This is a genomic window from Streptomyces sp. NPDC026377, from assembly GCF_055567715.1.
Genome location: NZ_JBVHPV010000029.1, coordinates 1 through 24,561, shown reverse-complemented (window position 1 = coordinate 24,561; position 24,561 = coordinate 1). Strand labels below are relative to the sequence as shown.

Annotated in this window: 19 protein-coding genes; 7 read left to right on the top strand and 12 right to left on the bottom strand. The window is 72.7% G+C overall.

All coding sequences use genetic code 11. The features are described 5' to 3' along the window. Positions 1-3 precede the first annotated feature (3 nt). Positions 4-354 carry a PadR family transcriptional regulator gene (locus ACZ4MU_RS33750; protein WP_467883353.1) on the top strand — a complete coding sequence of 117 codons (351 nt, stop codon included), beginning with the start codon at positions 4-6 and terminating at the stop codon, positions 352-354. Next, complete coding sequence (locus tag ACZ4MU_RS33745; RefSeq protein WP_467883352.1) at positions 351-1,100, top strand: hypothetical protein; 750 nt, start codon at positions 351-353, stop codon at positions 1,098-1,100. The genes ACZ4MU_RS33750 and ACZ4MU_RS33745 overlap by 4 nt, the downstream gene beginning before the upstream one ends. Before the next feature lie 25 nt (positions 1,101-1,125). Here ACZ4MU_RS33745 and ACZ4MU_RS33740 read toward each other — a convergent pair whose 3' ends face one another. After that, entirely contained in the window at positions 1,126-1,959 is an 834-nt protein-coding gene (locus ACZ4MU_RS33740; RefSeq protein WP_467883351.1) for a helix-turn-helix transcriptional regulator, read from the bottom strand. A 124-nt stretch (positions 1,960-2,083) separates the two neighbouring features. Between ACZ4MU_RS33740 and ACZ4MU_RS33735 the strand changes: the two genes are divergently transcribed. Continuing rightward, positions 2,084-2,932 (top strand): NAD-dependent epimerase/dehydratase family protein, encoded by an 849-nt coding sequence (locus ACZ4MU_RS33735; RefSeq protein WP_467883350.1) that lies wholly within the window; start codon positions 2,084-2,086, stop codon positions 2,930-2,932. A 37-nt stretch (positions 2,933-2,969) separates the two neighbouring features. Here ACZ4MU_RS33735 and ACZ4MU_RS33730 read toward each other — a convergent pair whose 3' ends face one another. Continuing rightward, positions 2,970-3,512 carry a GNAT family N-acetyltransferase gene (locus ACZ4MU_RS33730; protein WP_467883349.1) on the bottom strand — a complete coding sequence of 181 codons (543 nt, stop codon included), beginning with the start codon at positions 3,510-3,512 and terminating at the stop codon, positions 2,970-2,972. 66 nt (positions 3,513-3,578) lie between these two features. Here ACZ4MU_RS33730 and ACZ4MU_RS33725 point away from each other — a divergent pair, with 66 nt between their 5' ends. Next, the gene (locus ACZ4MU_RS33725) at positions 3,579-4,283 is read left to right on the top strand and encodes a nitroreductase family protein (protein WP_467883348.1); all 705 of its coding nucleotides are present in this window, start codon (positions 3,579-3,581) and stop codon (positions 4,281-4,283) included. An 89-nt stretch (positions 4,284-4,372) separates the two neighbouring features. Here the strand turns inward: ACZ4MU_RS33725 and pruA are convergent, their stop codons facing one another. Next, positions 4,373-6,004 (bottom strand): L-glutamate gamma-semialdehyde dehydrogenase, encoded by a 1,632-nt coding sequence (gene pruA / locus ACZ4MU_RS33720; RefSeq protein WP_467883347.1) that lies wholly within the window; start codon positions 6,002-6,004, stop codon positions 4,373-4,375. A 35-nt stretch (positions 6,005-6,039) separates the two neighbouring features. Beyond that, on the bottom strand, positions 6,040-6,966 hold the full coding sequence (locus ACZ4MU_RS33715) for a proline dehydrogenase family protein (RefSeq protein ID WP_467883346.1): 927 nt from the start codon (positions 6,964-6,966) through the stop codon (positions 6,040-6,042). A gap of 184 nt (positions 6,967-7,150) precedes the next feature. On the opposite strand from ACZ4MU_RS33715, the gene ACZ4MU_RS33710 reads away from it, so the two are divergent. Then, entirely contained in the window at positions 7,151-8,317 is a 1,167-nt protein-coding gene (locus ACZ4MU_RS33710) for a PucR family transcriptional regulator (protein WP_467883372.1), read from the top strand. On the opposite strand, the gene ACZ4MU_RS33705 is transcribed toward ACZ4MU_RS33710, so the two are convergent. The 7 genes from ACZ4MU_RS33705 to ACZ4MU_RS33675 all read right to left on the bottom strand — a co-directional run bounded on the left by ACZ4MU_RS33705 (position 8,306) and on the right by ACZ4MU_RS33675 (position 18,950). Continuing rightward, the gene (locus tag ACZ4MU_RS33705; RefSeq protein ID WP_467883345.1) at positions 8,306-8,902 is read right to left on the bottom strand and encodes a TetR/AcrR family transcriptional regulator; all 597 of its coding nucleotides are present in this window, start codon (positions 8,900-8,902) and stop codon (positions 8,306-8,308) included. The two genes, ACZ4MU_RS33710 and ACZ4MU_RS33705, sit on opposite strands and share 12 nt — an antisense overlap. 184 nt (positions 8,903-9,086) lie before the next feature. Further along, the gene (gene serA, locus ACZ4MU_RS33700) at positions 9,087-10,679 is read right to left on the bottom strand and encodes a phosphoglycerate dehydrogenase (protein WP_467883344.1); all 1,593 of its coding nucleotides are present in this window, start codon (positions 10,677-10,679) and stop codon (positions 9,087-9,089) included. 277 nt (positions 10,680-10,956) lie between these two features. Further along, the gene (gene ilvC / locus ACZ4MU_RS33695; protein WP_358836665.1) at positions 10,957-11,958 is read right to left on the bottom strand and encodes a ketol-acid reductoisomerase; all 1,002 of its coding nucleotides are present in this window, start codon (positions 11,956-11,958) and stop codon (positions 10,957-10,959) included. Between the two features lie 99 nt (positions 11,959-12,057). Continuing rightward, the gene (ilvN, locus tag ACZ4MU_RS33690; protein WP_358836664.1) at positions 12,058-12,585 is read right to left on the bottom strand and encodes an acetolactate synthase small subunit; all 528 of its coding nucleotides are present in this window, start codon (positions 12,583-12,585) and stop codon (positions 12,058-12,060) included. A 23-nt stretch (positions 12,586-12,608) separates the two neighbouring features. Beyond that, positions 12,609-14,468 carry an acetolactate synthase large subunit gene (locus ACZ4MU_RS33685; RefSeq protein ID WP_467883343.1) on the bottom strand — a complete coding sequence of 620 codons (1,860 nt, stop codon included), beginning with the start codon at positions 14,466-14,468 and terminating at the stop codon, positions 12,609-12,611. A gap of 229 nt (positions 14,469-14,697) precedes the next feature. Further along, positions 14,698-17,547 (bottom strand): putative bifunctional diguanylate cyclase/phosphodiesterase, encoded by a 2,850-nt coding sequence (locus ACZ4MU_RS33680; protein WP_467883342.1) that lies wholly within the window; start codon positions 17,545-17,547, stop codon positions 14,698-14,700. A gap of 464 nt (positions 17,548-18,011) precedes the next feature. Continuing rightward, positions 18,012-18,950 (bottom strand): 2-hydroxyacid dehydrogenase, encoded by a 939-nt coding sequence (locus ACZ4MU_RS33675; RefSeq protein WP_467883341.1) that lies wholly within the window; start codon positions 18,948-18,950, stop codon positions 18,012-18,014. 83 nt (positions 18,951-19,033) lie between these two features. On the opposite strand from ACZ4MU_RS33675, the gene ACZ4MU_RS33670 reads away from it, so the two are divergent. Together ACZ4MU_RS33670 and ACZ4MU_RS33665 are read left to right on the top strand one after the other, a co-directional pair. After that, positions 19,034-20,032, top strand: coding sequence for an aldo/keto reductase (locus ACZ4MU_RS33670; protein WP_467883340.1), 999 nt, complete (start codon positions 19,034-19,036; stop codon positions 20,030-20,032). A gap of 125 nt (positions 20,033-20,157) precedes the next feature. Continuing rightward, complete coding sequence (locus tag ACZ4MU_RS33665) at positions 20,158-21,315, top strand: PQQ-dependent sugar dehydrogenase (RefSeq protein WP_467883339.1); 1,158 nt, start codon at positions 20,158-20,160, stop codon at positions 21,313-21,315. Positions 21,316-21,342: 27 nt separating this feature from the next. Here ACZ4MU_RS33665 and ACZ4MU_RS33660 read toward each other — a convergent pair whose 3' ends face one another. Beyond that, complete coding sequence (locus tag ACZ4MU_RS33660; protein WP_467883338.1) at positions 21,343-24,450, bottom strand: helix-turn-helix transcriptional regulator; 3,108 nt, start codon at positions 24,448-24,450, stop codon at positions 21,343-21,345. Between the last annotated feature and the right edge of the window lie 111 nt (positions 24,451-24,561).

Below are 24,561 nucleotides of genomic sequence, written 5' to 3'. Positions count from 1 at the left end.
CGCATGGCCGCAGACCGCAGATCCAGTTGGCTCAAGGGCGTCCTCGACCTCCTCGTCCTCGCCTGTCTCACCGGGGGTGAGAGCTACGGGTACGAGATCTCCAAGACCCTGGCCGCGGCCGGACTCGGGGAGATCAAGGGCGGGACGCTCTACCCCGTCCTGAACCGGCTCGAAGAGGCCGGACTCGCCGTCGGGGAGTTCCGCGCCGCCGAGCGCGGGCCGGGCCGCCGCTACTACCGGCTGACCGAGGAGGGCCGGCGGGCCCTCGCCGAGCAGGGCGCGTCCTGGCTGGAGTTCCACACCGCCGTGAAGACCATGCTGACCAGCGCGACACCAGGGGGACGACCGTCATGAGCGAGCACAGCGACTACTTCGGGGCCCTCGCCGCGAAGCTGCGGGCGGCCGGGATGCCGCGGAGCGAGGTGACGGCGACCGTCGCGGACCTCACCGGCTATCTGGCGGAGGCCGGGTCCGCCGACCCGTACGAGGAGTTCGGCGCCCCGGAGGACTTCGCGGCCCGGCTCACCGGCGGCCGGGCCGCCCAGGAGCCGGACGCCCGGGCGGAGACCTGGAAGTGGGCCACCGACATCTACACCGACCGCAAGTACCTCAACCACTACGGCGACCAGGGCTGGGAGGTCGAGGGCCTGGACCGGCTCGGCCGGTTCGTCTGCCGCCGCGACCCGGCGGCGGCCATGCGGTGGGAGTACCGCCGCGAGAGCGCCGGCAACGCCGCCGAGCGCGCGTCGGTCACCGCCCGGCTCGCCCCGGACGGCTGGGAGCCGTGCGGGCACTGGCTGCTGTACATGTACTTCAAGCGCCCCAAGGCGGCCAGCGCAGGCCCCGCGGCCGGGCTCGACGAGCTGGTGGCGCCGCCCGACCGGCGGCTCCTGCTCAGCTCCACCTACCGGGGCAAGCTCAAGCAGATGCTGGCCGCCGCGGTCGTCTCGGGCACGGCGAGCGCCGCCGCGGTGCACTACGGAGGCGATCTGGTGATGTACCCGGCGCTGATCGGCGCCGCCGTCGTCACCCCGGTGGCCTGCGCGTTGGGCTGGCAGCGCGTCAAGCGCGAGATCGCGCGGGGCGCCGAGGACGCGTAGCGCCGCCCGGAAACACCCCGGCCCCTCAGCCGCCGACCGCCAGGTCCTGGAGGCCCACCACCCGCAGCAGCTCCAGCCGCTGGTGGGCCTCGGTGCCGGGGCGGGCCGAGTGCACCACCAGGAACTGGCCCTCGCCCGAGCTGAGCAGGATCTCGCAGTCCAGCTCCAGCAGGCCCACCACCGGGTGGAGGAACCGCTTGGCCCTGGCGTGCCGGGTCTCCACCTCGTGCTCGTCCCACAGCGCGGCGAACTCCTCGCTGCACCCCCGCAGTTCGGCCACCAGCGCCGCCGGTTCCGGGTCCTCGGGCCGGGCCGCGAGCACCGCCCGCAGCTGGGCGACATGGCTGCGGGCGTGCCCGGCGCGGTCCTCGGGCGGGAAGAGGGCGCGCAGGGACGGTTCGGTGAAGTAGCCGCGGATGATGTTCCGGCCCGGGGCGGCCACGCCGACCAGGGCGGCCGCCATCGCGTTCTGGGCGAGCACCTCGCCCCAGTCGCTCATCACCTGCGCGGGTGCGTCGTGCAGCCGGTCGAGGATCAGCATCAGGCCCGGGCGCACATGGACCGAGCCGTGCCGCTCGCGCGGCGGCTCCTCGCCCGCGAGGTGGAAGAGGTGGTCGCGCCCGTCCCGGCTGAGCCGCAGCGCCCGCGCCAGCGCGGTCAGCATCTGCCGGGACGGGCGCGAGCCGCGGGCCTGCTCAAGCCGGGTGTAGTAGTCCGCCGACATCCCGGTGAGCTGGGCGACCTCTTCCCTGCGCAGCCCGGCCGTCCGCCGCCGGGGCCCGGCGGCGAGGCCCACGTCCGAGGGTTCGAGGCGGGCCCGGCAGTGCCGCAGGAAGTCCGCGAGTTCTTCTCTGTCCACGCCCCCAGCATGACGGTCCGTACGGGTGCGTATCCAGGGAGTGCCGCTCCCTGGATGGGGACGTCCCTCCCGCCGCCGGTCGCCTCGCGCCACTGTGGGGCCAGGCCATCGAGAGGAGCGGAAGATGCGGATCCTGGTGACGGGGGCGACGGGCGAGGTCGGCCGCAGGTTCGTGCCGAGGCTGGTCCGGCGGGCCGACCTGGTGCGGGTCCTGGTGCGCGACGAGGCCCGCGGCTCGGCCCTCGGCGCCCATGAGGTCGCGGTCGGCGACGTGCGCGAGGAGGAGTCGGTGCGCAAGGCGCTGGCGGGGGTGGACGCGGTGGTGAACCTGGCGGTGTCCTACCGGAACGTGAGCGAGGAGGAGAACCGCGCGGTCAACCGCGACGCGGCGCTCGCGCTGGGCCGGATGTCGCTGGAGGCCGGGGTGGGTCGGTTCGTGCAGGTGTCGTCGAACCTGGCGTACGGCCTGGGGCGAGGGCGGCCGCTGACCGAGGACGACGCACCGCTGCCGGGCGGTCCGCTGTGGGGGACGTACGCGGAGTCCAAGGCCGCCGCCGAACAGGGGCTGTTCGCCCTCCACCGTGAGCACGGCCTCGACGTCCGGGTGGGCGCGCTCGCCTTCGTCTACGGCGAGGGCGACCCGCATCTGGCGCAGTCGGTGTACTGGGCGGGCCAGTGGGCGGCGTACCAGCGGCTGCCGATGGTGCACCACGCGGACGTGGCGCAGGCGCTGATGCGGCTGCTGTACGCGCCGGGGGTGGCGGGCCGCAAGTACAACATCGCGGACGACTGCCCGGTGACGGCGGTGGAGCTGCACCAGCTCAACGGGGTGGAGGTGCCGCCGGAAATGGCGCGGCGCACCGACCCGGACCCGTTCTACACGATCATGTCGACGCTGCGGCTCCGGGACGAGCTGGGCTTCCGCCCGCTGTACCCGTCGGTGTGGACGGCACGGGACGCGGGCGTGCTCTGAAAGCCTGCCTTCGGACCCCCGTCCCTGGGCCCACCCCTCACAGCACGTCCCCGTCGCGCCAGTCGAAGACCAGCGGCTGGGCGGGGTCGGGCAGCGGGCGGCCCGCGGCCGGGCGCAGGAAGGTGGTGCCCTCCTCCTCGGCGAGGCGCACCACCCCGTCCGGGCTCAGGGCCTCGATCCGGCCGGGCCAGACCTGCCAGCCACGGGAGCGGTAGAGGGCGGCGCCCTCGTCGGAGGCGGAGAGCGCGCCGAACGCGTACGCCTCATCGATCACATGCTCCAGGGCGGCCATGACCCGCCCGCCGAGCCCCTGGCGGCGCCGGTCCGCGCGCACGGCGACGGCCTCGACGTAGCCGACGCGGTAGGACCGGCCGCCGTGCAGCACCCGGCGCATGATCACGCTGCCGTGCGCGGCGATGCCCTGCTCGTCGTCGAGGAAGGAGTGGACGCCGCCGAGGCCGTGGTCCCAGTCCTCGTCGCTGAAGTCCCCGTCGAAGGCGGTGTCGAGCAGTTCACGGATTCTCGGCAGGCCGTCCGGGCCGAGCTGCGAGGTGTGCGCGGTGTGCTGGGACTCAGTCATACGACCACTGTGGCAGGCCGCTTCGCGCCCTTACGCGCCGGGCGCGGCCGCGCCACACTCGGCTCCATGTCACCCTCCCCACAGCGGCGGTGGACGCCCGCACACGGCGATCCCTACCGCCCGGTCCCCTACCGCCCCGCCCGGATGCCCGCCGCCGAGTCCCTGGCGCGGGCGGCGGCCCTGCGCGCCACGATGGACGAGCGCCGGACCGTCCGGCAGTTCTCCCCCGACCCGGTCCCCGAGCAGGCGGTCAGGGACGCCGTCGCGTGCGCGGCGACCGCTCCCTCGGGCGCGCACCAGCAGCCCTGGACCTTCGTCCTCGTCCGCGACCCGGAGGTACGGCGCCGGATACGGGAGGCGGCCGAGCACGAGGAGCGCCTCTCCTACGACGGCCGGCTGGGCGAGGAGTGGCTGGCGGCGCTGCGCCCGCTGGGCACGGACGCCGTCAAGAGCCATCTCACCGACGCCCCGGCGCTGATCGTGGTCTTCCAGCAGCGGTACTGGCTGGCCGAGGACGGCACCCGGCACAAGCACTACTACGTGGACGAGTCGGTGGGGATCGCGGTGGGACTGCTCCTGAGCGCCCTGCACCAGAGCGGGCTGGCCGCGCTCGTCCACACCCCGAGCCCGATGCGGTTCCTGCGCGAGGTGCTGGGCCGTCCGGTGAACGAGAAGGCGTTCGCGGTGGTCCCGGTCGGCTATCCGGCCGAGGGCTGCGAGGTCCCCGACCTCGTACGCAAGTCCCTGGAGCAGGTGCTGGTGGAGGTCTGAGCCACCGGCCCCGGGCCGGGAACGCGAACCGCCCCCGTCCTCGGTTGGGGGACCAAGGACGGGGGCGGGGTTCGAGAGGCGACCGGAGGTCAGCCCATGTGCGGGTACGTGTAGTCGGTCGGCGGGACCAGCGTCTCCTTGATGGCGCGGGTCAGCGTCCAGCGCATCAGGTTCTGCGGGGCGCCCGCCTTGTCGTTGGTGCCCGACGCGCGGCCGCCGCCGAAGGGCTGCTGGCCGACGACGGCGCCGGTCGACTTGTCGTTGATGTAGAAGTTGCCCGCCGCGTAACGGAGCCTGTCCATCGTGTACGCCGCCGCCGCGCGGTCGCCCGCGATGACCGAGCCGGTCAGCGCGTAGTCCGAGACCGACTCCATCTGGGTCAGCATCTCGTCGTACTTGTCGTCCTCGTAGACGTGGACGGCGAGGATCGGGCCGAAGTACTCGGTCGTGAAGACCTCGTTCTCGGGGTCGGTGCACTCGATGACGGTCGGGCGGACGAAGTAGCCGACCGAGTCGTCGTAGGTGCCGCCCGCGACGATCGTGCAGGAGGCGTCGGCCTTCGCCCGGTCGATGGCGGCCTTGTTCTTGGCGAACGAGCGCTCGTCGATGACGGCGCCGATGAAGTTCGACAGATCGGTGACGTCACCCATGGTGATGCCGTCGACCTCGGCCGCGAACTCCTCCTTGAAGCCGTCGTTCCAGATCGACGCGGGGATGTACGCGCGCGAGGACGCCGAGCACTTCTGGCCCTGGAACTCGAAGGAGCCGCGGGTCAGCGCGGTCTTCAGCACCGCGCGGTCGGCGCTGGGGTGCGCGACGACGAAGTCCTTGCCGCCGGTCTCGCCGACCAGACGGGGGTAGGTGCGGTACTTCTCGATGTTGGTGCCGACCGTCTTCCACAGGTGCTGGAAGGTCTTGGTGGAGCCGGTGAAGTGGATACCCGCCAGGTCGCGGTGGTTCAGGGCGACCTCGGAGACGGCGAGGCCGTCACCGGTGACGAGGTTGATGACGCCCTTGGGCAGGCCCGCCTCCTCCAGGAGCCGCATGAGCAGCACGGCGGCGTGGGTCTGCGTCGGGGACGGCTTCCACACGACCACGTTGCCCATCAGGGCCGGGGCGGTCGGCAGGTTGCCCGCGATGGCCGTGAAGTTGAACGGCGTGATCGCGTAGACGAAGCCCTCCAGCGGGCGGTGGTCCATGCGGTTCCACACGCCCGGGGAGTTCGCCGGGGGCTGCTCGGCGAGGAGCTGGCGGGCGTAGTGGACGTTGAAGCGCCAGAAGTCGACGAGCTCGCAGGGGGTGTCGATCTCGGCCTGCTGGGCGGTCTTGGACTGGCCGAGCATGGTCGAGGCGGCCAGCGTCTCGCGCCAGGGGCCGGCCAGCAGCTCGGCGGCGCGCAGGATGATCGCGGCGCGGTCGTCGAAGGACATCGCACGCCACGCCGGGGCGGCGGCGAGGGCCGCGTCGATGGCGTCCTGCGCGTCCTGGGTGGTGGCGTTGGCGAAGGTGCCGAGGACGGCCTTGTGGTTGTGCGGCTGCACGACGTCGAAGCGCTCGCCGCCGCCCATCCGCTGGACGCCGCCGATGGTCATCGGCAGGTCGATCGGGTTCTCGGCCAGCTCCTTGAGCCTGGCCTCCAGGCGCGCGCGCTCGGGCGAACCCGGGGCGTAGCCGTGCACCGGCTCGTTGACGGGAGCGGGGACCTGGGTTACAGCGTCCATGAGTCTCTGAACTCCTTGGTGAGGGGTGGTGGGGCTCAGCCCTTGGTGAGGATGGAGCGGGCGAAGAAGAGCAGGTTGGCCGGCTTCTCCGCGAGACGGCGCATGAAGTAGCCGTACCAGTCGGTGCCGTACGCCGTGTAGACGCGCATCCGGTGGCCCTCGGCCGCGAGCCGCAGGTGCTCGTCGCCGCGGATGCCGTACAGCATCTGGAACTCGTACTCGTCCAGTTTGCGCCCGGCGCGCCGCGCGAGCTCCTGGGTGATGGCGACAAGCCGCGGGTCGTGCGAGCCGATCATCGGGTACGCGTCGCCGTCCATGAGGATCCTCAGGACGCGGACGTACGCCTTGTCGATCTCGGCCTTGTCCTGGTAGGCGACGGAGGCGGGCTCCTTGTAGGCGCCCTTGACGATCCGCACGCGGCTGCCGGCGGCGGCCAGGCGGCGGGCGTCCTCCTCGGTGCGGAAGAGGTAGGCCTGGATGACGCAGCCGGTCTGCGGGAAGTCCTTCCGCAGCTCCTCGTGGATGGCGAACATCGAGTCGAGGGTGGTGTGGTCCTCGGCGTCCAGGGTGACCGTGGTGCCGATGGCGGCGGCGGCCTCGACGACCGGGCGGACGTTGGCCAGCGCCAGCTCGTGGCCGCCCTCCAGCGCCTGGCCGAACATGGAGAGCTTCACCGACATCTCGGCGCGGGTGCCCAGGTCCAGGCCCTTGAGACGCTCGATCAGTTCCAGGTAGGCGTCCCGCGCGGCGTAGGACTGCTCCACGGTGGTGATGTCCTCGCCCACTACGTCAAGGGTGACCTCGAGGCCCTTGGCGGCGGCGTCCTCGACGATCGGCACGACCTCGTCGACCGTCTCCCCGGCGATGAACCGGTCGACGACCTGCTTGGTGCCGGGGGCGGCCGAGACGAAACGGCGCATCTTGTCGCTGCGCGACGCGGCGAGGATCACGGGACCCAGCACGGGGCACCTCCATGGAAAGGGGTAGCAGGAGGCCGGAACCCGACGATCGGGGAACGGCACGGAGAACCACCGTGAAACCTAGATATCCGTCCGATCCTCTGCCATCGACACCTGTCACGCATCCGTGCCCCGCATCTCAGACAGATGTCTGAAGCAGGCGTCGCGGTGCGCGAGAATGGCTGCTGTGAAGGGCGACTACCAGGACCTGGTCGATGAGATCTCGGCGCTGCTCGGCGCCCCCGCGACCCTGGAGGACCGCGACTTCGGGCTGATCGCCTTCGGCGCGCACGACTCCGAGGACGACTCGGCCATGGACCCGGTGCGCACCCGCTCGATCCTGACCCGCCGCTCCACCCCGGCGGTGCGCGCCTGGTTCGAGGGGTTCGGCATCACCCGCGCGACCGGCCCGGTCCGTATCCCGGCCGCTCCCGAGGCCGGCGTCTTCCGCGACCGGATCTGTCTGCCGGTGCGCCACCGGGGCGTGGTGCTCGGCTACGTGTGGCTGCTCGACGCCGACCCGGGCCCGGCCGAGGACCGGCTGGCCGCCGCGATGGAGGTGGCCGCCCGGATAGGCGGGCTGCTCGCCGACGAGGCGCGGGCGGGCACCGACCTCTCGCGTGAGTTCCGGGCGGCCCTGACCGCCGGGCCGGGCTGGCAGCGCGACATGGCGACGACCGCCCTGCGCTCGGCGCTCGGCCCGGACGCGGACGGCCTGCACACGGTGGTCTGCGTCAGCCCCTGGCCCCGGGAGACGCCCTCGGTGCGGACCGTGCCGGGGACGGCGGCGGTGTGCACGGTGCCGTGGGGGGCGCCCGGCGAGGAGGGGGCGGACGAGAGCGCCGCGCCCGGCCGGGTGCTCGGCGCGCTGGTGCGGCTGCGCTCGGCCGACGCGCTCGCGCCCGCGCTGGCCGCCGCCGAACGGCTGCGCGCCACGGCCGGCCCGGGCGCCGCCGCCGGGGTCGCACCGGCCCGCCGGGGTCTGGGCGAGCTGACCGCCTCCTGGCACGAGGCGGCGGGCGCGGCCCGGGCCGTGCTCGCCGAACCCGGGTTCGGCCCGGTCGCCCAGTGGACGGGGATCGGCCCGTACCGGCTGCTGACCGCGCTGCCCGCCGCCCCGCCCGACCCGGCGGTCGCCTCCCTGCTCGCCCCGGCCCACGGCGAACTGGCCCGCACCGCCGAGGTGTTCCTCGACTGCGCGGGCCAGGCGGGCCGTACGGCGGCGGCGCTCGGCATCCACCGCCAGACCCTCTACTACCGGCTCTCCAGGGTCGAGCAGCTCACCGGGCTCGACCTCGCCGACGGCGAGGACCGGCTGCTGCTGCACATGGCCTTGAAGGCGTCACGCCTGTGAGGGCTCGGCCGTGTCCGTGGCACGGATGAGCCGCCGCAGCCCCTCGGTCAGCTCGGCGCCGCTCGCCGCCGTGCCCGGGTCGAAGGTCCACTGGGCGATGAGTCCCATCATCAGCGTCATGTAGAACTTGCCGAGCGTGTCGACCTCGTCGTCACCGACCTCGGCCTCCTCGCCCCCCATGAACATGGGGATGATGCCGCGCGCGCCCTCGCGCTGGGCCCGCGCCAGATGGTCGCGCACCCCCGGCAGCTGGTCGCCCATGACGATGATCTCCATGCTGAGGTGCCACATGGAGCCGGGCTGCTCCATGGTGGAGATGATGTTCGACCACACCTCCTGGAAGCGCTCCAGCGAGCCCGGCGCGGTGGCCGGGCCCCCTTCGGGCGCGTCGAAGGCGTCGGAGACCCCCTCGACCAGGGCGATGTACGCCTGTGCGAGCAGCGCGTCCTTGGAGCCGTAGTGGTAGCCGATGGACGCGAGGTTCGTCCCCGACTCCTTGACGATGTCCCGCGCGGTCGTCCGCGCGAACCCCTTCTCCAGCAGGCAGCGCTTGGCGCCTTCCAGCAGATCCTCACGGTGTCCCATGCGGGGAGCCTACCCGGCGGGTAGACGAATGTCTAAGACAAGCGTATATGACCTTCGGCCGCGAACCGTGCTGGGCCGGCCGCGCCCACGCGGCGGAGCCGCATGTGTCACAGCCCCGCGCCCCTAAGCCGTCAGGGGCGCGGGGAACCGCGCGCTCAGCCACGGCGGACCCGCAGCCGAACGGCTAGTCCACCAGGTTGACCGAGCGGGCCGAGGCCGCGCCGATGGTCTCGGCCAGCTCGTTCAGCACCGGCTGCGGCACCGTGTCGTCGACGGTCAGGACCGCGAGGGCCTCGCCGCCCTCCTCCGCACGCGCCACCTGCATGCCCGCGATGTTCAGACCCGCCTCGCCCAGGATCCGGCCGACCGTGCCGACGACGCCGGGACGGTCCTCGTAGCGCAGCACCACCATGTGGTCCGCGAGCGCGAGGTCCACGTCGAACTCGCCGATGGCCACGATCTTCTGGAGGTGCTTGGGGCCCGCCAGCGTGCCGGAGACCGCGACCTCCTCGCCGCCGGAGAGCGTGCCGCGCACGGTCACCACGTTGCGGTGGTCCGGGGACTCCGAGCTCGTGGTCAGCCGCACCTCGACACCGCGCTCCTGTGCGAACAGCGGCGCGTTGACGTAGCTGACGGTCTCGTCCACCACGTCCTCGAACACGCCCTTGAGCGCGCTCAGTTCGAGCACCTTCACATCGTGCTGGGTGATCTCGCCGTACACCTCGACGTCGAGGCGGACCGCCACCTCGCCCGCGAGCGCGGTGAAGATCCGGCCCAGGCGCTCCGCGAGCGGCAGACCCGGCTTCACGTCCTCGGCGATGACGCCGCCCTGGACGTTGACCGCGTCCGGCACCAGCTCGCCCGCGAGCGCCAGGCGCACCGAGCGGGCGACCGCGATGCCCGCCTTCTCCTGGGCCTCGTCGGTGGAGGCGCCCAGGTGCGGGGTGCAGACGACCTGGTCGAGCTCGAAGAGCGGGGAGTCCGTGCAGGGCTCCTTGGCGTACACGTCAAGGCCCGCACCCGCGACGCGGCCCTCCTTCAGCGCCGAGTACAGCGCGGCCTCGTCCACGATGCCGCCGCGCGCCGCGTTCACGATCCGCACGTGCGGCTGGACCTTGTGGAGCGCCTCGTCGCCGATGAGGCCGAGGGTCTCGGGGGTCTTGGGCAGGTGCACGGTGATGAAGTCCGCGACCTGGAGCAGCTCGTCGAGGCCGAGGAGCTTGACGCCCATCTGCGCGGCGCGCGCGGGCTGCACATAGGGGTCGTACGCGACGATCTTCATACCGAACGCGGACATGCGCTGGGCGACCAGGACACCGATGCGGCCGAGGCCGACGACGCCGAGGGTCTTCTCGCTCAGCTCGACGCCCGTGTACTTGTTCCGCTTCCACTCGCCGTTCTTCAGCGCGGTGTTGGCCTGCGGGATGTTGCGCGCGGTCGCGACCAGCAGACCGCAGGCGAGCTCGGCGGCGGTGACGATGTTGGAGGTCGGGGCGTTGACGACCATCACGCCGGCCTTGGTGGCGGCGGAGACGTCCACGTTGTCCAGGCCCACGCCCGCGCGGGCGACGACCCTCAGCTTCTTCGCGGCGGCGACGGCCTCGGCGTCGACCTTGGTCGCGGAGCGGATCAGGATCGCGTCCACGTCGGCGATGGCGGGCAGCAGTTCGGCGCGGTCGGCTCCGTTGCAGTGCCGGATCTCGAAGTCCGGGCCGAGGGCGTCGACGGTGGCGGGCGACAGCTCTTCGGCGATGAGTACGACGGGTTTCGAGCTCACGTGAGTCCTCACAGTTCCTGTGCTGCGGACTGCCGTCCCGACGGCCGCAGCAGGCGGTGGGTCGCTTGGCCGCGTGGAAGACGCACGACGCTGTGGGCCTGAACGCGATGTGTTGAGCAGCAGTGTAGTGGTGCTCAAGGCGGTGTTCCCCGGGGACGGGGGTTCCCCCAGGTCGTGGAGACCCCGGGGAAGGATTTGCACCCGTACGGGTGAACGGGATGAGCGCGGCGGGATGGACGAGGGGCCGCGGCGCACCGCCGCGGCCCCTCGCGAAGGCTTACGCCTCCTCGTCGTTCACCCAGCTCATGAGCTTGCGCAGCTCCTTGCCGGTGGTCTCCAGGAGGTGGTTCTCGTCCTGGGTCTTGTACTCGTTGTACTTCTTCAGACCGCCGTGGTACTCGTCCATCCAGTTCTTGGCGAAGGTGCCGTCCTGGATCTCGGTGAGGACCTTCTTCATCTCGGCCTTGGTGTCGGCGGTGATGATGCGGGGGCCGGTGACGTAGTCGCCCCACTCGGCGGTCTCCGAGACCGACCAGCGCATCTTCTCCAGGCCGCCCTCGTACATCAGGTCGACGATGAGCTTCAGCTCGTGCAGGCACTCGAAGTAGGCGATCTCCGGCTGGTAGCCCGCCTCGACGAGAGTCTCGAAGCCCGCCTTGACCAGCGCGGAGGTGCCGCCGCAGAGCACGGCCTGCTCACCGAACAGGTCGGTCTCGGTCTCCTCGGTGAAGGTCGTCTTGATGACGCCCGCCCGGGTGCCGCCGATGCCCTTGGCGTACGAGAGCGCGAGCGCGAAGCCGTTGCCGGTCGCGTCCTGCTCGACGGCCGCGATGCACGGGACGCCGCGGCCCTCCTCGTACTGGCGGCGGACCAGGTGGCCCGGGCCCTTGGGGGCGACCATGCAGACGTCGACGCCCTCGGGGGCCTTGATGAAGCCGAAGCGGACGTTGAGGCCGTGGCCGAAGAACAGCGCGTCGCCGTCCTTCAGGTTGTCCTTGATGGACTCCTCGTAGACCTGGGCCTGGATGGGGTCCGGGACCAGGATCATGATGACGTCGGCCTCGGCGGCGGCCTCGGCGGGCGTGACCACGCGCAGGCCCTGCTCCTCGGCCTTGGCCTTGGACTTGGAGCCCTCGTGCAGACCGACGCGGACATCGACACCCGAGTCACGGAGCGACAGCGCGTGGGCGTGGCCCTGGCTGCCGTAACCGATCACAGCGACCTTGCGGCCCTGGATGATGGACAGGTCGGCGTCGGCGTCGTAGAACAGCTCGGCCACTGGGATATCTCCTTGGTGTGCTGGTGTTGCGTCCCACCGTACGGCGGGGATGCCAGGTGAAGTTTTGAGTCTCGCGATACGAACACCGCGAGGGGCGGTTCAGGCCGAGCGGTCCAGGGCCCGCAGGCTGCGGTCGGTGATGGACCGCGAGCCGCGCCCTATGGCGATCGTCCCGGACTGGACGAGCTCCTTGATACCGAACTGCTCCAGCATCTTGAGCATCGCCTCCAGCTTGTCTGCGCCGCCGGTGGCCTCGATGGTCACCGCCTCGGGCGAGACGTCGACGGTCTTGGCGCGGAAGAGCTGGACGATCTCGACGATCTGGGAGCGCGTTTCGTTGTCGGCCCGCACTTTCACCAGAACGAGTTCGCGCTGGATCGCGGCGCTGGGCTCGAGTTCGACGATCTTCAGGACGTTGACCAGCTTGTTGAGCTGTTTCGTCACCTGCTCCAGCGGCAGGTCCTCGACATTGACCACGATGGTGATGCGGGAGATGTCGGGGTGTTCGGTGACACCGACGGCGAGCGAGTCGATGTTGAAACCGCGGCGGGAGAACAGCGCGGCGATCCGGGCGAGGATACCGGGGGTGTTCTCGACCAGGACGGAGAGCGTGTGCTTGGTGGACATGGTGGCGGTCTCTCTCTGCTCTCTCAGTCGTCTTCGTTGTCGCCGAAGTCGGGACGGACGCCCCGGGCGGCCATGACCTCGTCGTTGGAGGTGCCGGCGGCGACCATCGGCCACACCTGGGCGTCCTCGTGGACGATGAAGTCGATGACGACCGGGCGGTCGTTGACCGAGTTGGCCTCTTCGATGGCCTTGTCCAGGTCCTCCGGGCGCTCGCAGCGGATCGCGTAGCAGCCCATCGCCTCCGACAGCTTCACGAAGTCCGGGACGCGGGTGCCGGCGCTGGGCTCCTTGCCGGTGGCTCCGGGGCCGCTGTGCAGCACGGTGTTGGAGTAGCGCTGGTTGTAGAAGAGGGTCTGCCACTGGCGGACCATCCCCAGGGCGCCGTTGTTGATGATGGCGACCTTGATCGGGATGTTGTTGAGCGCACACGTGGTGAGCTCCTGGTTGGTCATCTGGAAGCAGCCGTCGCCGTCGATCGCCCAGACCGGGCGGTCCGGCATACCGGCCTTGGCACCCATGGCCGCCGGGACCGCGTACCCCATCGTCCCGGCGCCGCCGGAGTTCAGCCAGGTGGCGGGGCGCTCGTAGTTGATGAAGTGGGCGGCCCACATCTGGTGCTGGCCGACGCCGGCCGCGAAGATCGTGTCGGCGGGGGCCAGTTCGCCGATGCGCTGGATGACCTGCTGCGGCGAGAGGCTGCCGTCGTCCGGCTGGTCGTAGCCGAGCGGGTAGGTCTCGCGCCACCGGTTCAGGTCGTTCCACCAAGCGGTGTAGTCGCCCGTGTGGCCCTCGGTGTGCTCGGCCTGGACCGCCTGGACCAGATCGGCGATGACCTCGCGGGCGTCACCCACGATCGGCACGTCGACCTCGCGGTTCTTGCCGATCTCGGCCGGGTCGATGTCCGCGTGGATGATCTTCGCGTACGGGGCGAAGCTGTCCAGCTTGCCGGTGACCCGGTCGTCGAAGCGGGTGCCGAGCGCGATCAGCAGGTCGGACTTCTGCAGGGCGGTGACGGCGGTGACCGCGCCGTGCATCCCCGGCATCCCCACGTGCAGCGGGTGGCTGTCGGGGAAGGCGCCGAGCGCCATCAGGGTGGTGGTGACGGGCGCTCCGGTCAGCTCCGCGAGGACCTTCAGCTCGGCGGTGGCACCCGCCTTCAGGACGCCGCCGCCGACGTACAGGACCGGGCGCCTCGCCTGGACGATCAGCTTGGCGGCCTCACGGATCTGCTTGGCGTGCGGCTTGGTCACCGGGCGGTAACCCGGCAGGTCCATGTGCGGCGGCCACGAGAAGGTGGTGCGGGCCTGGAGGGCGTCCTTGGCGATGTCGACCAGGACCGGGCCCGGGCGTCCGGTGGAGGCGATGTGGAAGGCCTCCGCGATGGTGCGCGGGATGTCCTCGGCCTTGGTGACCAGGAAGTTGTGCTTGGTGATCGGCATGGTGATGCCGACGATGTCCGCCTCCTGGAAGGCGTCGGTGCCGATCGCCTTGGAGGAGACCTGCCCGGTGATGGCGACGAGCGGGACGGAGTCCATGTGGGCGTCCGCGATCGGCGTGACCAGGTTGGTGGCGCCGGGGCCCGAGGTCGCCATGCAGACGCCGACCTTGCCGGTGGCCTGCGCGTAGCCGGTGGCGGCGTGGCCGGCGCCCTGTTCGTGACGGACCAGGACGTGGCGGACCCGGGTGGAGTCCATCATCGGGTCGTACGCCGGGAGGATGGCGCCGCCCGGAATGCCGAAGACGGTCTCGGCCCCGACTTCCTCGAGAGAGCGGATGAGGGACTGCGCGCCCGTGACGTGCTCAACGGTGGCGGACGGGTGTCCGCCGTTACGGGCCCGCGGCTGCGGGTGGTGGGCCCCGGTGGCCTGCTCGGTCATCGGCATTCTCTTCTCGAAGCTGAGGGTTTGTGCGGGGGTTTGGTCGGGATCGCTGTCGTGCTTCAGGGGTGCCAGTGCAACAAAAAACCCCTCGTGCCGTCAGGCAAGCGAGGGGAGCGCGTCGGGAGTGGTCCACTGGGCCCGCGAGGGGGGCCCGGCTTCAGCCGACGCGCTTTCCAAGTACGAGAATTCGGGTGCGCATGGCATTGACCCTCCCCCCGGCGCCCCGGACGTGTCAAGTGGGTGGGACGGGTGTCTCACTATTTGAGTGATTGACCCGGACGGAGGGCAGCGTCCGGCCGCTGAGCACGGACAGCGCGGCCCCGCCCGGCACCGGGAACGTGCCCCGCACCAGCGCCCGGCGCAGCCGGTACTCGTCGAGCGGTCCGGAGAAGGCCATGCCCTGCCCGTGGGTGCATCCCATCGCCCGCAGCGCCATCACCTGCTCCGGTACGTCCACGCCGTCGGCCACCGACTGCATCCCGAGGTCGCAGGCGATCCGCAGCAGCCCGCTGGTGATCTTGTGCAGCCGGGCGGACTCGACCACGCCCTCGACCAGTCCCCTGTCCAGTTTCAGTACGTCGATGGGGAGCCGGCGCAGGGCGTTGATCGCCGCGTAGCCGCTGCCGAAGCCGTCCAGGGCGATGCGTACACCCAGGCGGCGCAGGCTCACCAGACGGCGCTCCAGCTCGTCGAAGGAGATCCTCGGGTCGCTGTCGGACAGCTCGATCACCAGGGCGCCCGAGGGCAGCCCGTACCTGGTCAGCAGGGCTTCCACCGATCCGAGCGGCATGGACTTGTCGAGCAGGCGGCTGGCCGGCAGGCGCACCGCGACCGGGGTGTGGTGCCCGGCCGCCCGGCGCTCGGCGGCTTGCTCGACGGCCTCCTCCAGGAGGCGGCGGCCCAGCTCGGCGGTGCGCTCGCTGTCGTCGGCGACCCGCAGGAATTCGGCCGGGGTGAACAGGATCCCCTGGGCGGATCTCCAGCGCGCCTGCGCGGCCACGGCGGCCACCCGCCCGGTGGTGAGGTCGACCACCGGCTGGTGCAGGAGCGTGAACTCGCCCTCGTGCAGCGCGGTGCGCAGCCGGGCGGCGATCTCGGTCTTGCGGACCACCTCGGCCTGCATCTGCGGCACGTACATCTCGACGCGGTTCTTGCCCCCGGACTTGGCGCGGTACATCGCGAGGTCGGCGTTGCGCATCAGCTCGCGGGCGCTGACGTCCCGCTCGGCGAAGGCGACGCCGATGGAGGCGGCGACCCGTACCTCGTTGCCGTCGATCTGGTACGGCTGCGAGAGTGTCAGGCGCAGCCGGTCGGCGATCTCGTGCACCTGGTGCTGGCGGGCCGCCCGGTCCCGGCCCCCGTCGCCGAGGATCAGGGCGGCGAACTCGTCGCCGCCGAGGCGGGCGGCGGTGTCACCGGCGCGGACCGAGTCCTGCAGGCGCCGGGCCGCCTGGATCAGCAGCTCGTCGCCGGCCTGGTGGCCGATGGTGTCGTTGACCTGCTTGAAGCCGTCGAGGTCGATGAAGAGCACCGCGGTGCCGGGGTCGGAGGCGCGCCGGCCGCTCAGCGCCTGGCGCACCCGCTCGGTGAACAGGGCGCGGTTGGGCAGGTCGGTGAGCGGGTCGTGCTCGGCGTTGTGCTGCAACTGGGCCTGCAGCCGCACCCGTTCGGTGACGTCCCGGCTGTTGAGGATGAGGCCGCCCTGGTGGCGGTTGATGGTCGACTCCACGTTCAGCCACTCGCCGGTGCCCGACTTGAAGCGGCACTCGATCCGGGTGGTCGGCTCCTCCAGCGGGGGCGCGGCCAGGAAGCGCCGCACCTCGTGCACGACCCGGCCCAGGTCCTCGGGGTGGATGAGGGAGGCCAGCTCGGAGCCGACCAGGTCCTCCGCGTCCCGCCCGTAGACACCCGCGGCGGCCGGGCTCACATAGCGCAGTATGCCGGTGGGCGCGGCGATCATGATGACGTCGCTGGAGCCCTGCACCAGGGAGCGGAAGTGGTTCTCCTTCTGGGCCAGTTCGTGCGTCAGGGCGATGTTGTCCACCAGCATGATGGCCTGGCGCACCACCAGCGCCAGCACCACCGTGCAGCCGGTGAAGACGACCACACGGTCCACCCGGCGGCCCTCGATCACGTTGTAGAGGATGCCCAGGGTGCACACCGCGGCCGCGAGGTACGGCGTGAGGGCGCCCAGGGAGCCGGCGATCGGCCGGCTCGCGGGGGGCGCGCCGGGCCGCCGGGGCGGCTGGGGCGGGGCGGACGCCCGGCCGGGGGCGAGCCTGGCGGCCCCCCACGGCGCGTAGGCCAGCAGGAGCGAGGCGGCGAACCAGCCCGCGTCCAGGAGCTGGCCGGAGCGGTAGTGCTCGCGCAGCAGCGGTGAGGTGTACAGCGCGTCGCACAGCACGGTCAGGGCGAGCGCCGCGATGGCCGTGTTGATCGCCGAGCGGTTGGCGGACGAGCGCCTGAAGTGCAGCGCGAGCACCATGCTCACCAGCACGATGTCGAGCAGCGGATAGGCCAGGGCCAGCGCGGCCCGCGCGACGCTCTCGCCCTCGAAGTGCGCGGTGTGCGCGAGGGCGAGGCTCCAGGAGAGGGTCAGCAGCGAGCCGCCGATCAGCCAGGAGTCCAGCGCCAGGCAGACCCAGCCGGCCCGGGTGACCGGGCGCTTGGCCAGCACCAGGAGACCGACGATCGCGGGCGGCGCGAAGAGCAGGAAGAACAGGTCGGCCAGGGAGGGCGAGGGGACCGGGTGCTCCAGCACCACCTGATACCACCCCCAGACTCCGTTGCCGCTCGCCGCCATGGCGGAGGAGAACGAGAACAGCAGCCACGCGGGCCGAAAGCGGCTCTCCCCCTCCCCGGCGCCTCCGCGCGCGTAGAGGAAGCAGGAGACCGAGGCCGCGGTCGCCGCGGCGCTCAGCCCGAAGTCCCCCATCACATCGGCGACTTCCGGGGATCCCCAGCCGAGCGCCGCGCCCGTCGCGTACCCCGCGCAGATCACCGCGAGGACTAGCTGCGAGACCAGGCCCGTGCCGCCCTCGGGGAGCGGCCGGCGGGGCAGCACCGCCCCCGGGGCGCTCACCGGTCCCCTCCGGGCCGGGGCGCGGTGGGGGTGCGGGGCCCGGGGCCGCCCGCCCGGCCCGGCGGGTGGGCCCTCGCCGCGGCCGGGCCGGCGGCCGGGGAGGGCGGGCGGGCCGCCCCGGCCGGGGGCCGGGGCCGGGCCGGCATCCGGGTGCGGGCCCGGCTCCGGACCCTGGGCCGGGTGCGGTCCCGCAGCAGTCCCGCTCGGGTGCTCCGGGGCAGCCGTCGGCGGCTCCGTCGCGTCGGATCGTTGGTCCATTGGCCGTGCATCGCCCGTCGCCCCCCTCGCTGTGACTTTCGCTCCCCCGCGCTTCGGACACGCGGCGCAGCCCCCGGTCGGGACGATACACCAGTCTCGTCACTCAGGGACATAGTTCCTCTACTCTCCGTGACCACGAAGGGAGTTGAGGACACGGATCGCACGCGAACCACTGCGCAGAGTTGCCAATCGAAGGCGGGAGCGCCCTACGCGATCGTCATGACCACATTGTCCAGCGGCTGCCCGGCCGCGTACTTGGTCAGCTGACGGGCGAGGAGCGACTTGGCGCGGGGCAGGAAAGCCGACGTGGAGCCCCCGACGTGCGGGCTGATGAGAACGTTCGGCGCGTGCCACAGCGGGTGTCCGGCGGGCAGCGGCTCCGGATCGGTGACGTCCAGGGCGGCGCGCAGACGGCCGCTCCCGAGCTCCGCGAGGAGCGCTCCGGTGTCCACGACGGGGCCGCGGGCGACGTTCACCAGCAGCGCTCCGTCCTTCATGCGGCCCAGGAAGTCTGCGTCCGCGAGGTGCTTCGTCTGCTCGGTGAGCGGTGTGGAGAGGACCACCACGTCGGCTTCCGGCAGCAGTGCGGGCAGTTCGGTGAGGGGATGCACGGGGCCGCGCGCAGTCGTGCGCCGGGAGCGCGCCACGCGCGCCACCCGGGCGCACTCGAAGGGCGCGAGCCGGTCCTCGATGGCCGCGCCGATCGATCCGTACCCCACGATCAGGACCGACTTGTCGGCGAGGGCCGGGTAGAACCCGGACCGCCACTCCTCCTTCTCCTGCCCCACGACGAACGAGGCAATTCCGCGCAGCGAGGCCAGGATCAGCGCGAGGGTGAGCTCGGCGGTGGACGCCTCGTGCACTCCGCGCGCGTTGCACAGCCGCACGCCCGGGGCGAGGCTCCCGAGCCCGGGCTGTACGTGGTCGATGCCCGCGGAGAGCGTCTGCAAGACCCGGACGCCGGTCATCGCGGCGAGCGGCCGCACGGCCGTCTCGGAGCCCTTCATGTACGGGACCACGTAGAAGGCACAGTCGGCGGGGTCGGCGGGGTAGTCCGCGCCGCCGTCCCACAGGCGGTAGGAGAGGCCGTCGGGAAGGCCCGGGACCTCGTCGGCCGGGAGCGGGAGCCATACGTCTGCAGTCATGCCCGGAGGCTATGTCAGGGCCCGGGGGGGCCAGAGGTTAGGTTGGGGGCCACACCCGGGGCGGTACGGAGGGGTACGGGGAGTTGGAGCGCAGGACTATCGGTGCCGCGGCCCTGGAGGTGGGCGCGATCGGCCTCGGCTGTATGCCCATGAGCTGGGGATACACCGCCTCGCAACGGCGTGGGGACCGCTCGTTGCGCGCTGTGCACGCGGCCCTGGACGCCGGGTCCTCGCTGCTGGACACCGCGGACATGTACGGGCCGTTCACCAATGAGCTGCTGGTGGGCCGGGCGCTGAAGGAGCGCCGGGGCGAGGCGTTCGTCGCCACCAAGTGCGGGCTGCTGGTGGGCGGTGACGCGCATGTGGTGGCCAACGGCCGGCCCGGTTATGTGAAGCGGGCCTGCGACGCCTCGCTGCGGCGCCTGCAGACCGACGTCATCGACCTCTACCAGCTGCACCGGGCGGACCCCGAGGTGCCGGTCGAGGAGACCTGGGGCGCGATGGCGGAACTGGTGGCGGCGGGCAAGGTGCGGGCGCTGGGGGTGTGCGCGACGGGCGCCCCGGTCGCCCGGCGGGCGGGCTCACCCCATGAGATGACGATCCGCCAACTGGAGCGGGTGCAGCAGGTCTTCCCGGTCAGTGCCGTCCAGGCCGAGCTCTCGGTGTGGGCGCGCGAGGCACTGGACGCGCTGCTGCCGTGGTGCGCGGCGCGGGGCGTGGGCTTCCTGGCCGCGATGCCGCTCGGCAGCGGCTTCCTCTCCGGCACGCTCACCCCCGGTCAGGGCTTCGAGCCCGACGACGTACGGGCCCGGCACCCCCGCTTCACCGCCGAGATGATGGCCGCCAACCAGCCCGTGGTGGCGGGGCTGCGCCGGGTCGCCGCCCGGCACGGGGAGGGGGTGACCCCGGCACAGGTCGCCCTGGCCTGGCTGCTGGGGCGGGGCCCGCACGTGGTCCCGGTGCCGGGCACCAAGCGCGCGGAGTGGGCCCGCGAGAACGCCGCGGCGGCGGGGCTGGTGCTGACGGCCCGGGACGAGGCGGAGATCGAACGGCTGCCGGCGGCGCGGGGGTCCTGGGACTGAGAGGGCGTTCGGGCCCTTCGAGCGGCAGATTCCGCACCTGGGGCCCGCTGAGGTGCGCGGGAGCCCGGGCGGGCGGGGCGGTGTCGTTACGGTAGGGACCGCAGCCGCTCGAAAGGAAGCGAACCGTGCAACGTCCTGCTGTGACGGCCCTGTTGGCCACTGCCGTGCTGATGCTCGCGGCCGGGTGCTCGTCCGGGACCGCGCCGCGGCCCGACGGCGGCGCCCACTCGTCGCCCGCCCCGGCCTCCCCCAAGACCTCCCCCTCGGCGTCCGCGGCCGGTCTCCCGCCCGCCAAGGGCTCGGTCAAGGTCGTCAGAACCGTGGCCCAGGGGCTGAAGTCGCCCTGGGGCGTGGCCCCGCTGCCCGACGGCGGCCTGCTGGTCGCCTCGCGCGACGAGGGCACGGTCACCCGGGTCGGCCCGGCGGGCGAGAAGACCGTGGTGGGCAGTGTCCCGGGCGTCCAGCCGGGCGGCGAGGGCGGTCTGCTCGGCCTCGCCCTCTCCCCCGCGTTCGCCTCGGACCGCCAGGTGTACGCGTACTTCACCACCGAGTCCGACAACCGCGTCGCCCGCATGATCTACGACGCGAAGCGCCCGGCGGGCGAGCAGCTGGGGGCGCCCGACACCATCCTGCGGGGCATCCCCAAGGGCACCATCCACAACGGCGGCCGGATCGCCTTCGGCCCGGACAAGATGCTGTACGTGGGCACGGGCGAGACGGGCGAGCGGGGCCTGGCCCAGGACAAGAAGTCGCTGGGCGGCAAGATCCTGCGGATGACGCCGGACGGACAGCCGGTGCACGGCAACCCCGAGGCCGACTCGGTGGTGTACTCCTTGGGCCACCGCAATGTGCAGGGCCTCGCCTGGGACGGCGCGAGGCGGCTGTGGGCCTCGGAGTTCGGCCAGGACACCTGGGACGAGCTCAATCTGATCGGGCCGGGCGAGAACGACGGCTGGCCGCTGGTCGAGGGCAAGGGGAAGAAACCGGGGTTCGTGGACCCGGTGGAGCAGTGGCGGACCGCCGACGCCTCACCGAGCGGGGTGGCGTACGCGGCGGGGAGCGTCTGGGTGGCGTCCCTGCGCGGCCAGCGGCTGTGGCGCGTCCCGCTGGACGGCACCAAACCGCTGGCCCCGCCCCAGGCGTTCTTGACGTCCACGTACGGACGGCTGCGCACGGTGGTGGCGACGGGGCCGCACACCCTGCTCCTGGTGACCAGCCAGACCGACGGCCGGGGCACGCCCGAGCCGGGTGACGACAGGATCCTGGAGCTGGAGGTGACCTGACGCCCGGGCGGGGGCCGTGGCCCCCGCTCAGACCGCGCTGTGGGTGAAGAGGTTGAGCCGGTGCGCCAGCGCCGCGGCCTCGCCCCGGCCCGAGACGCCCAGCTTGGCCAGGATGTTGGAGACGTGCACGCTGGCCGTCTTCGGGGAGATGTACAGCTCCTCGGCGATCTGGCGGTTGCTGTGCCCGGCCGCGACCAGGCGCAGGACGTCCTGCTCCCGGCTGGTCAGGCCGAGCGCCCCGGCCGGGTCGTCGGCCTCGTCCGGGACGGCGGGCCGGTCCGGTTCGGTGAGCGGCAGCCGGGCCCGGCGGGCCAGCAGCTCCAGCTCCTCCACCAGCGGCCGGGCCCGCAGCCGCAGCGCGGCGGCGTGCGACTGCCGCAGCAGCGTGGCGGCGGTCTCGCGCCGGTTGCCCTCGGCGAGCAGCGCCGCGGCCCAGCGGTGGCAGACCCGGGCCAGGTCGTACGGGCGCTCCAGCGGCTGGAGGGCGGCGGCGGCCGCCTCCCAGCGCGCCGCGTCGTCCCGGCCCTCGGCGCGGGCCAGATCCGCCTCGACGCACAGGGCGTACGCCTTGGCCAGCGGGCTGGGGGTGGGCATCGTCCGGGCCGCCGAGCGGATCAGGGCCAGCGCCTCGTCCCGGCCGTCCCCGGCGGCGGGCAGCCCGCGCAGATCGGCCTCCACGGCGGTGGCGGTGAGCAGCAGCGGCCAGCCGTAGCGCTGGGTGCCGGGCGGGAAGCCGGCCTCGACGGCGCGGGCGAGACCGGCGCGCGCGTCGGCGAACCGCCCCTGCCCGGCGGCGACGGTGAGCTCGATCTGGGCCACGGGCAGCGCGTTCTGGGGGATGGAGTCGCGGACGCCGAAGTAGCCGACGGCCTCGGCGAGGCGGGTGGCGGCCAGGTCCAGTTCGCCGCGGGCGACGGCCAGTTGGGACAGGCGCAGTGCGGCCCCGCCCCGGGGCTTGCCGCTTCCTCCGGCGCGCTGGACCCACTCGGCGCGCTCCGCGGCCTCGTCCCAGCGGCCGAGGCTGACCAATGCCTCGGCCTCGTTGGTCGCGGCCCAGCACTCGCTGTCGAGGAGGCCGAACCTGCGCGCGGCGCGCACGCCCTCGGCCGCGGTCCGCGCGGCCTCCTGGGAGCGGCCGACCGACTCCAGGCTGGAGGAGAGGTTCACATAGCCGCGGCACGCCTCTCCGACGAGGCCCAGCTCCAGCGAGCGCTCGACGACCTGGCGCATCAGGGCGAGGCCGCCGTCGAGGTCGCCCGCGTCGACCATCAGGCCGCCGAGGGTGAGCCGGGCGTTGAGCTCGGTCTCCTCGGCGTCGACCAGCTTGGCGTACTCCACGGCCCGTTCGGCGTCGGCGAGCGACTCGGGGCCGGGGCGGTGCAGCATGCCCCAGCCCGCGGCGGTGGCCAGGACCGCCGCGTGCACGGCGGACGGCGGAAGCCCGCGCACCAGCTCCTGGGCGGTGGCGATCTCGTCCCACCCGTCACCGCGCCCGAGGCTCTGCACCAGCTTGGACAGCTCGGTCCAGAACCAGGCGGCCCGCAGCGGGTCGCCGTGGGGGCTCCCGGGCCGGGCGTCCGCCTCGTCGACCTCGATGATCCGCAGCGCACGCTTGGCGATCTTGAGGGCCCGTTCGCGGTCCCCGCCGAAGCGGGCCGCGACGGCGGCCTCGGCGAGCAGGTCGAGGTAGCCGAGCGGGGTGGTGGCGGGGTCGCAGGTGTCGCACGAGGGATAGGCGCCGGCGTAGTCCAGCGGGCGCAGCTCGGCGCGGACGTCGGCGGGGACGGAGTCCCACAGCTCCATTCCCCGCTCCAGCAGGCGCAGTTGCTCGGAGTAGGCGTGCCGCTTGCGGGCCTCGACGGCGGCGCGCAGCACCACCGGAAGCGCCTTAGCGGCGTCGTGCGCGGAGTACCAGTAGGTGGCGAGGCGGGTGGCGTACTCGTCGGCGCGGACCAGCGCCGGGTCGGCCTCCAGGGCCTCGGCGTAGCGGCGGTTGAGGCGGGAGCGCTCGCCGGGCAGCAGGTCGTCGCTGACGGCCTCGCGGACCAGCGAGTGCCGGAACCGGTAGCCGTCGCCGTCCTCGGTGGGCAGCACGATGTTGGCGCCGACGGCCGCCCGCAGCGCCGCGTCGAGGTCGTCCTCGGGGAGCCGGCAGACGGCGGCGAGCAGCGGGTGCTCCACGGTGGAGCCGCCCTCGGCGAGGATGCGGACGACCAGCTGGGCGTCCTCGGGCAGCGTCTCGACCCGTACGAGCAGCAGGTCGCGCAGGGACTCGCTGAGGCCGCCGGGGGCACAGCCCGTCTCGTGGCAGACGCTCAGCTCCTCCACGAAGAAGGCGTTGCCGTCGGAGCGGGCGAAGATGTCGTCCACCAGGGCCTGGTCGGGCTCGGTGGCGAGGATCCCGGTGAGCTGGCGGCGGACCTCGCCGCGGCTGAAGCGGGACAGCTCGATGCGGCGGACCGTGCGCAGCCGGTCGAGTTCGGCGAGCAGGGGGCGCAGCGGGTGGCGGCGGTGGATGTCGTCGGCGCGGTAGGTGGCGACGACGACGAGCCGGCCGCGCCGCAGGGTGCGCAGCAGGTAGGCGAGCAGATGGCGGGTGGAGGCGTCCGCCCAGTGCAGGTCCTCCAGGACCAGGACGACCGTGCGGTCGGCGGCGGTCCGCTCCAGCAGCCGTACCGTGAGTTCGAAGAGGCGGGCGGTGCCGTCCTCGCCGCTCTCCCGGCTGGCCTCGCCGAGCTCCGGCAGCAGCCGGGCCAGCTCCTCCTCCTGGCCCTCGGCGGCCGCGGCGAGTTCGTCGGGCAGCCGGCGGCGCAGGGTGCGCAGCGCGGTGGAGAAGGGGGCGAACGGCAGTCCGTCGGCGCCGATCTCGACGCAGCCGCCGACGGCGACCACCGCGCCGGCGTCGCAGGCGGCGCCCGTGAACTCCTCGATGAGCCGGGTCTTGCCGACCCCGGCCTCACCGCCCACGAGCAACGCCTGCGGCTCGCCCGCGGTGGCGCGGGCGAGCGCTTCGGTCAAGGCGGTCAGTTCACCGGCGCGGCCGACGAACACGGGGCTGAAGGACCTGGTCTCCACAGCGCCGAGCATCGCACAGCCGTACGGTGTCGCGGCACCCGTGGGGACGATCAAGGTCATCACGTTTCCCGGGCGGCGTTCAGGCGGCGTGCGCGAAGCGGTCGCGTATGTCACGCAGGTTGCGCAGGTGGCTCACCCGCCCTTCGGCTTCGTGCGCGGTGTTCCGCCGGC

Bases quoted from the DNA above. Each gene is read 5' to 3' on its own strand.
- pruA (WP_467883347.1), bottom strand. From the start codon at position 6,004: ATGGACGCTGTAACCCAGGTCCCCGCTCCCGTCAACGAGCCGGTGCAC.
- ACZ4MU_RS33750 (WP_467883353.1), top strand. From the start codon at position 4: ATGGCCGCAGACCGCAGATCCAGTTGGCTCAAGGGCGTCCTCGACCTC.
- ilvN (WP_358836664.1), bottom strand. From the start codon at position 12,585: ATGTCCACCAAGCACACGCTCTCCGTCCTGGTCGAGAACACCCCCGGT.
- ACZ4MU_RS33735 (WP_467883350.1), top strand. From the start codon at position 2,084: ATGCGGATCCTGGTGACGGGGGCGACGGGCGAGGTCGGCCGCAGGTTC.
- ACZ4MU_RS33705 (WP_467883345.1), bottom strand. From the start codon at position 8,902: ATGGGACACCGTGAGGATCTGCTGGAAGGCGCCAAGCGCTGCCTGCTG.
- ACZ4MU_RS33660 (WP_467883338.1), bottom strand. From the start codon at position 24,450: ATGACCTTGATCGTCCCCACGGGTGCCGCGACACCGTACGGCTGTGCG.
- ACZ4MU_RS33675 (WP_467883341.1), bottom strand. From the start codon at position 18,950: ATGACTGCAGACGTATGGCTCCCGCTCCCGGCCGACGAGGTCCCGGGC.
- ACZ4MU_RS33730 (WP_467883349.1), bottom strand. From the start codon at position 3,512: ATGACTGAGTCCCAGCACACCGCGCACACCTCGCAGCTCGGCCCGGAC.
- ACZ4MU_RS33725 (WP_467883348.1), top strand. From the start codon at position 3,579: ATGTCACCCTCCCCACAGCGGCGGTGGACGCCCGCACACGGCGATCCC.
- ACZ4MU_RS33745 (WP_467883352.1), top strand. From the start codon at position 351: ATGAGCGAGCACAGCGACTACTTCGGGGCCCTCGCCGCGAAGCTGCGG.
- ACZ4MU_RS33685 (WP_467883343.1), bottom strand. From the start codon at position 14,468: ATGCCGATGACCGAGCAGGCCACCGGGGCCCACCACCCGCAGCCGCGG.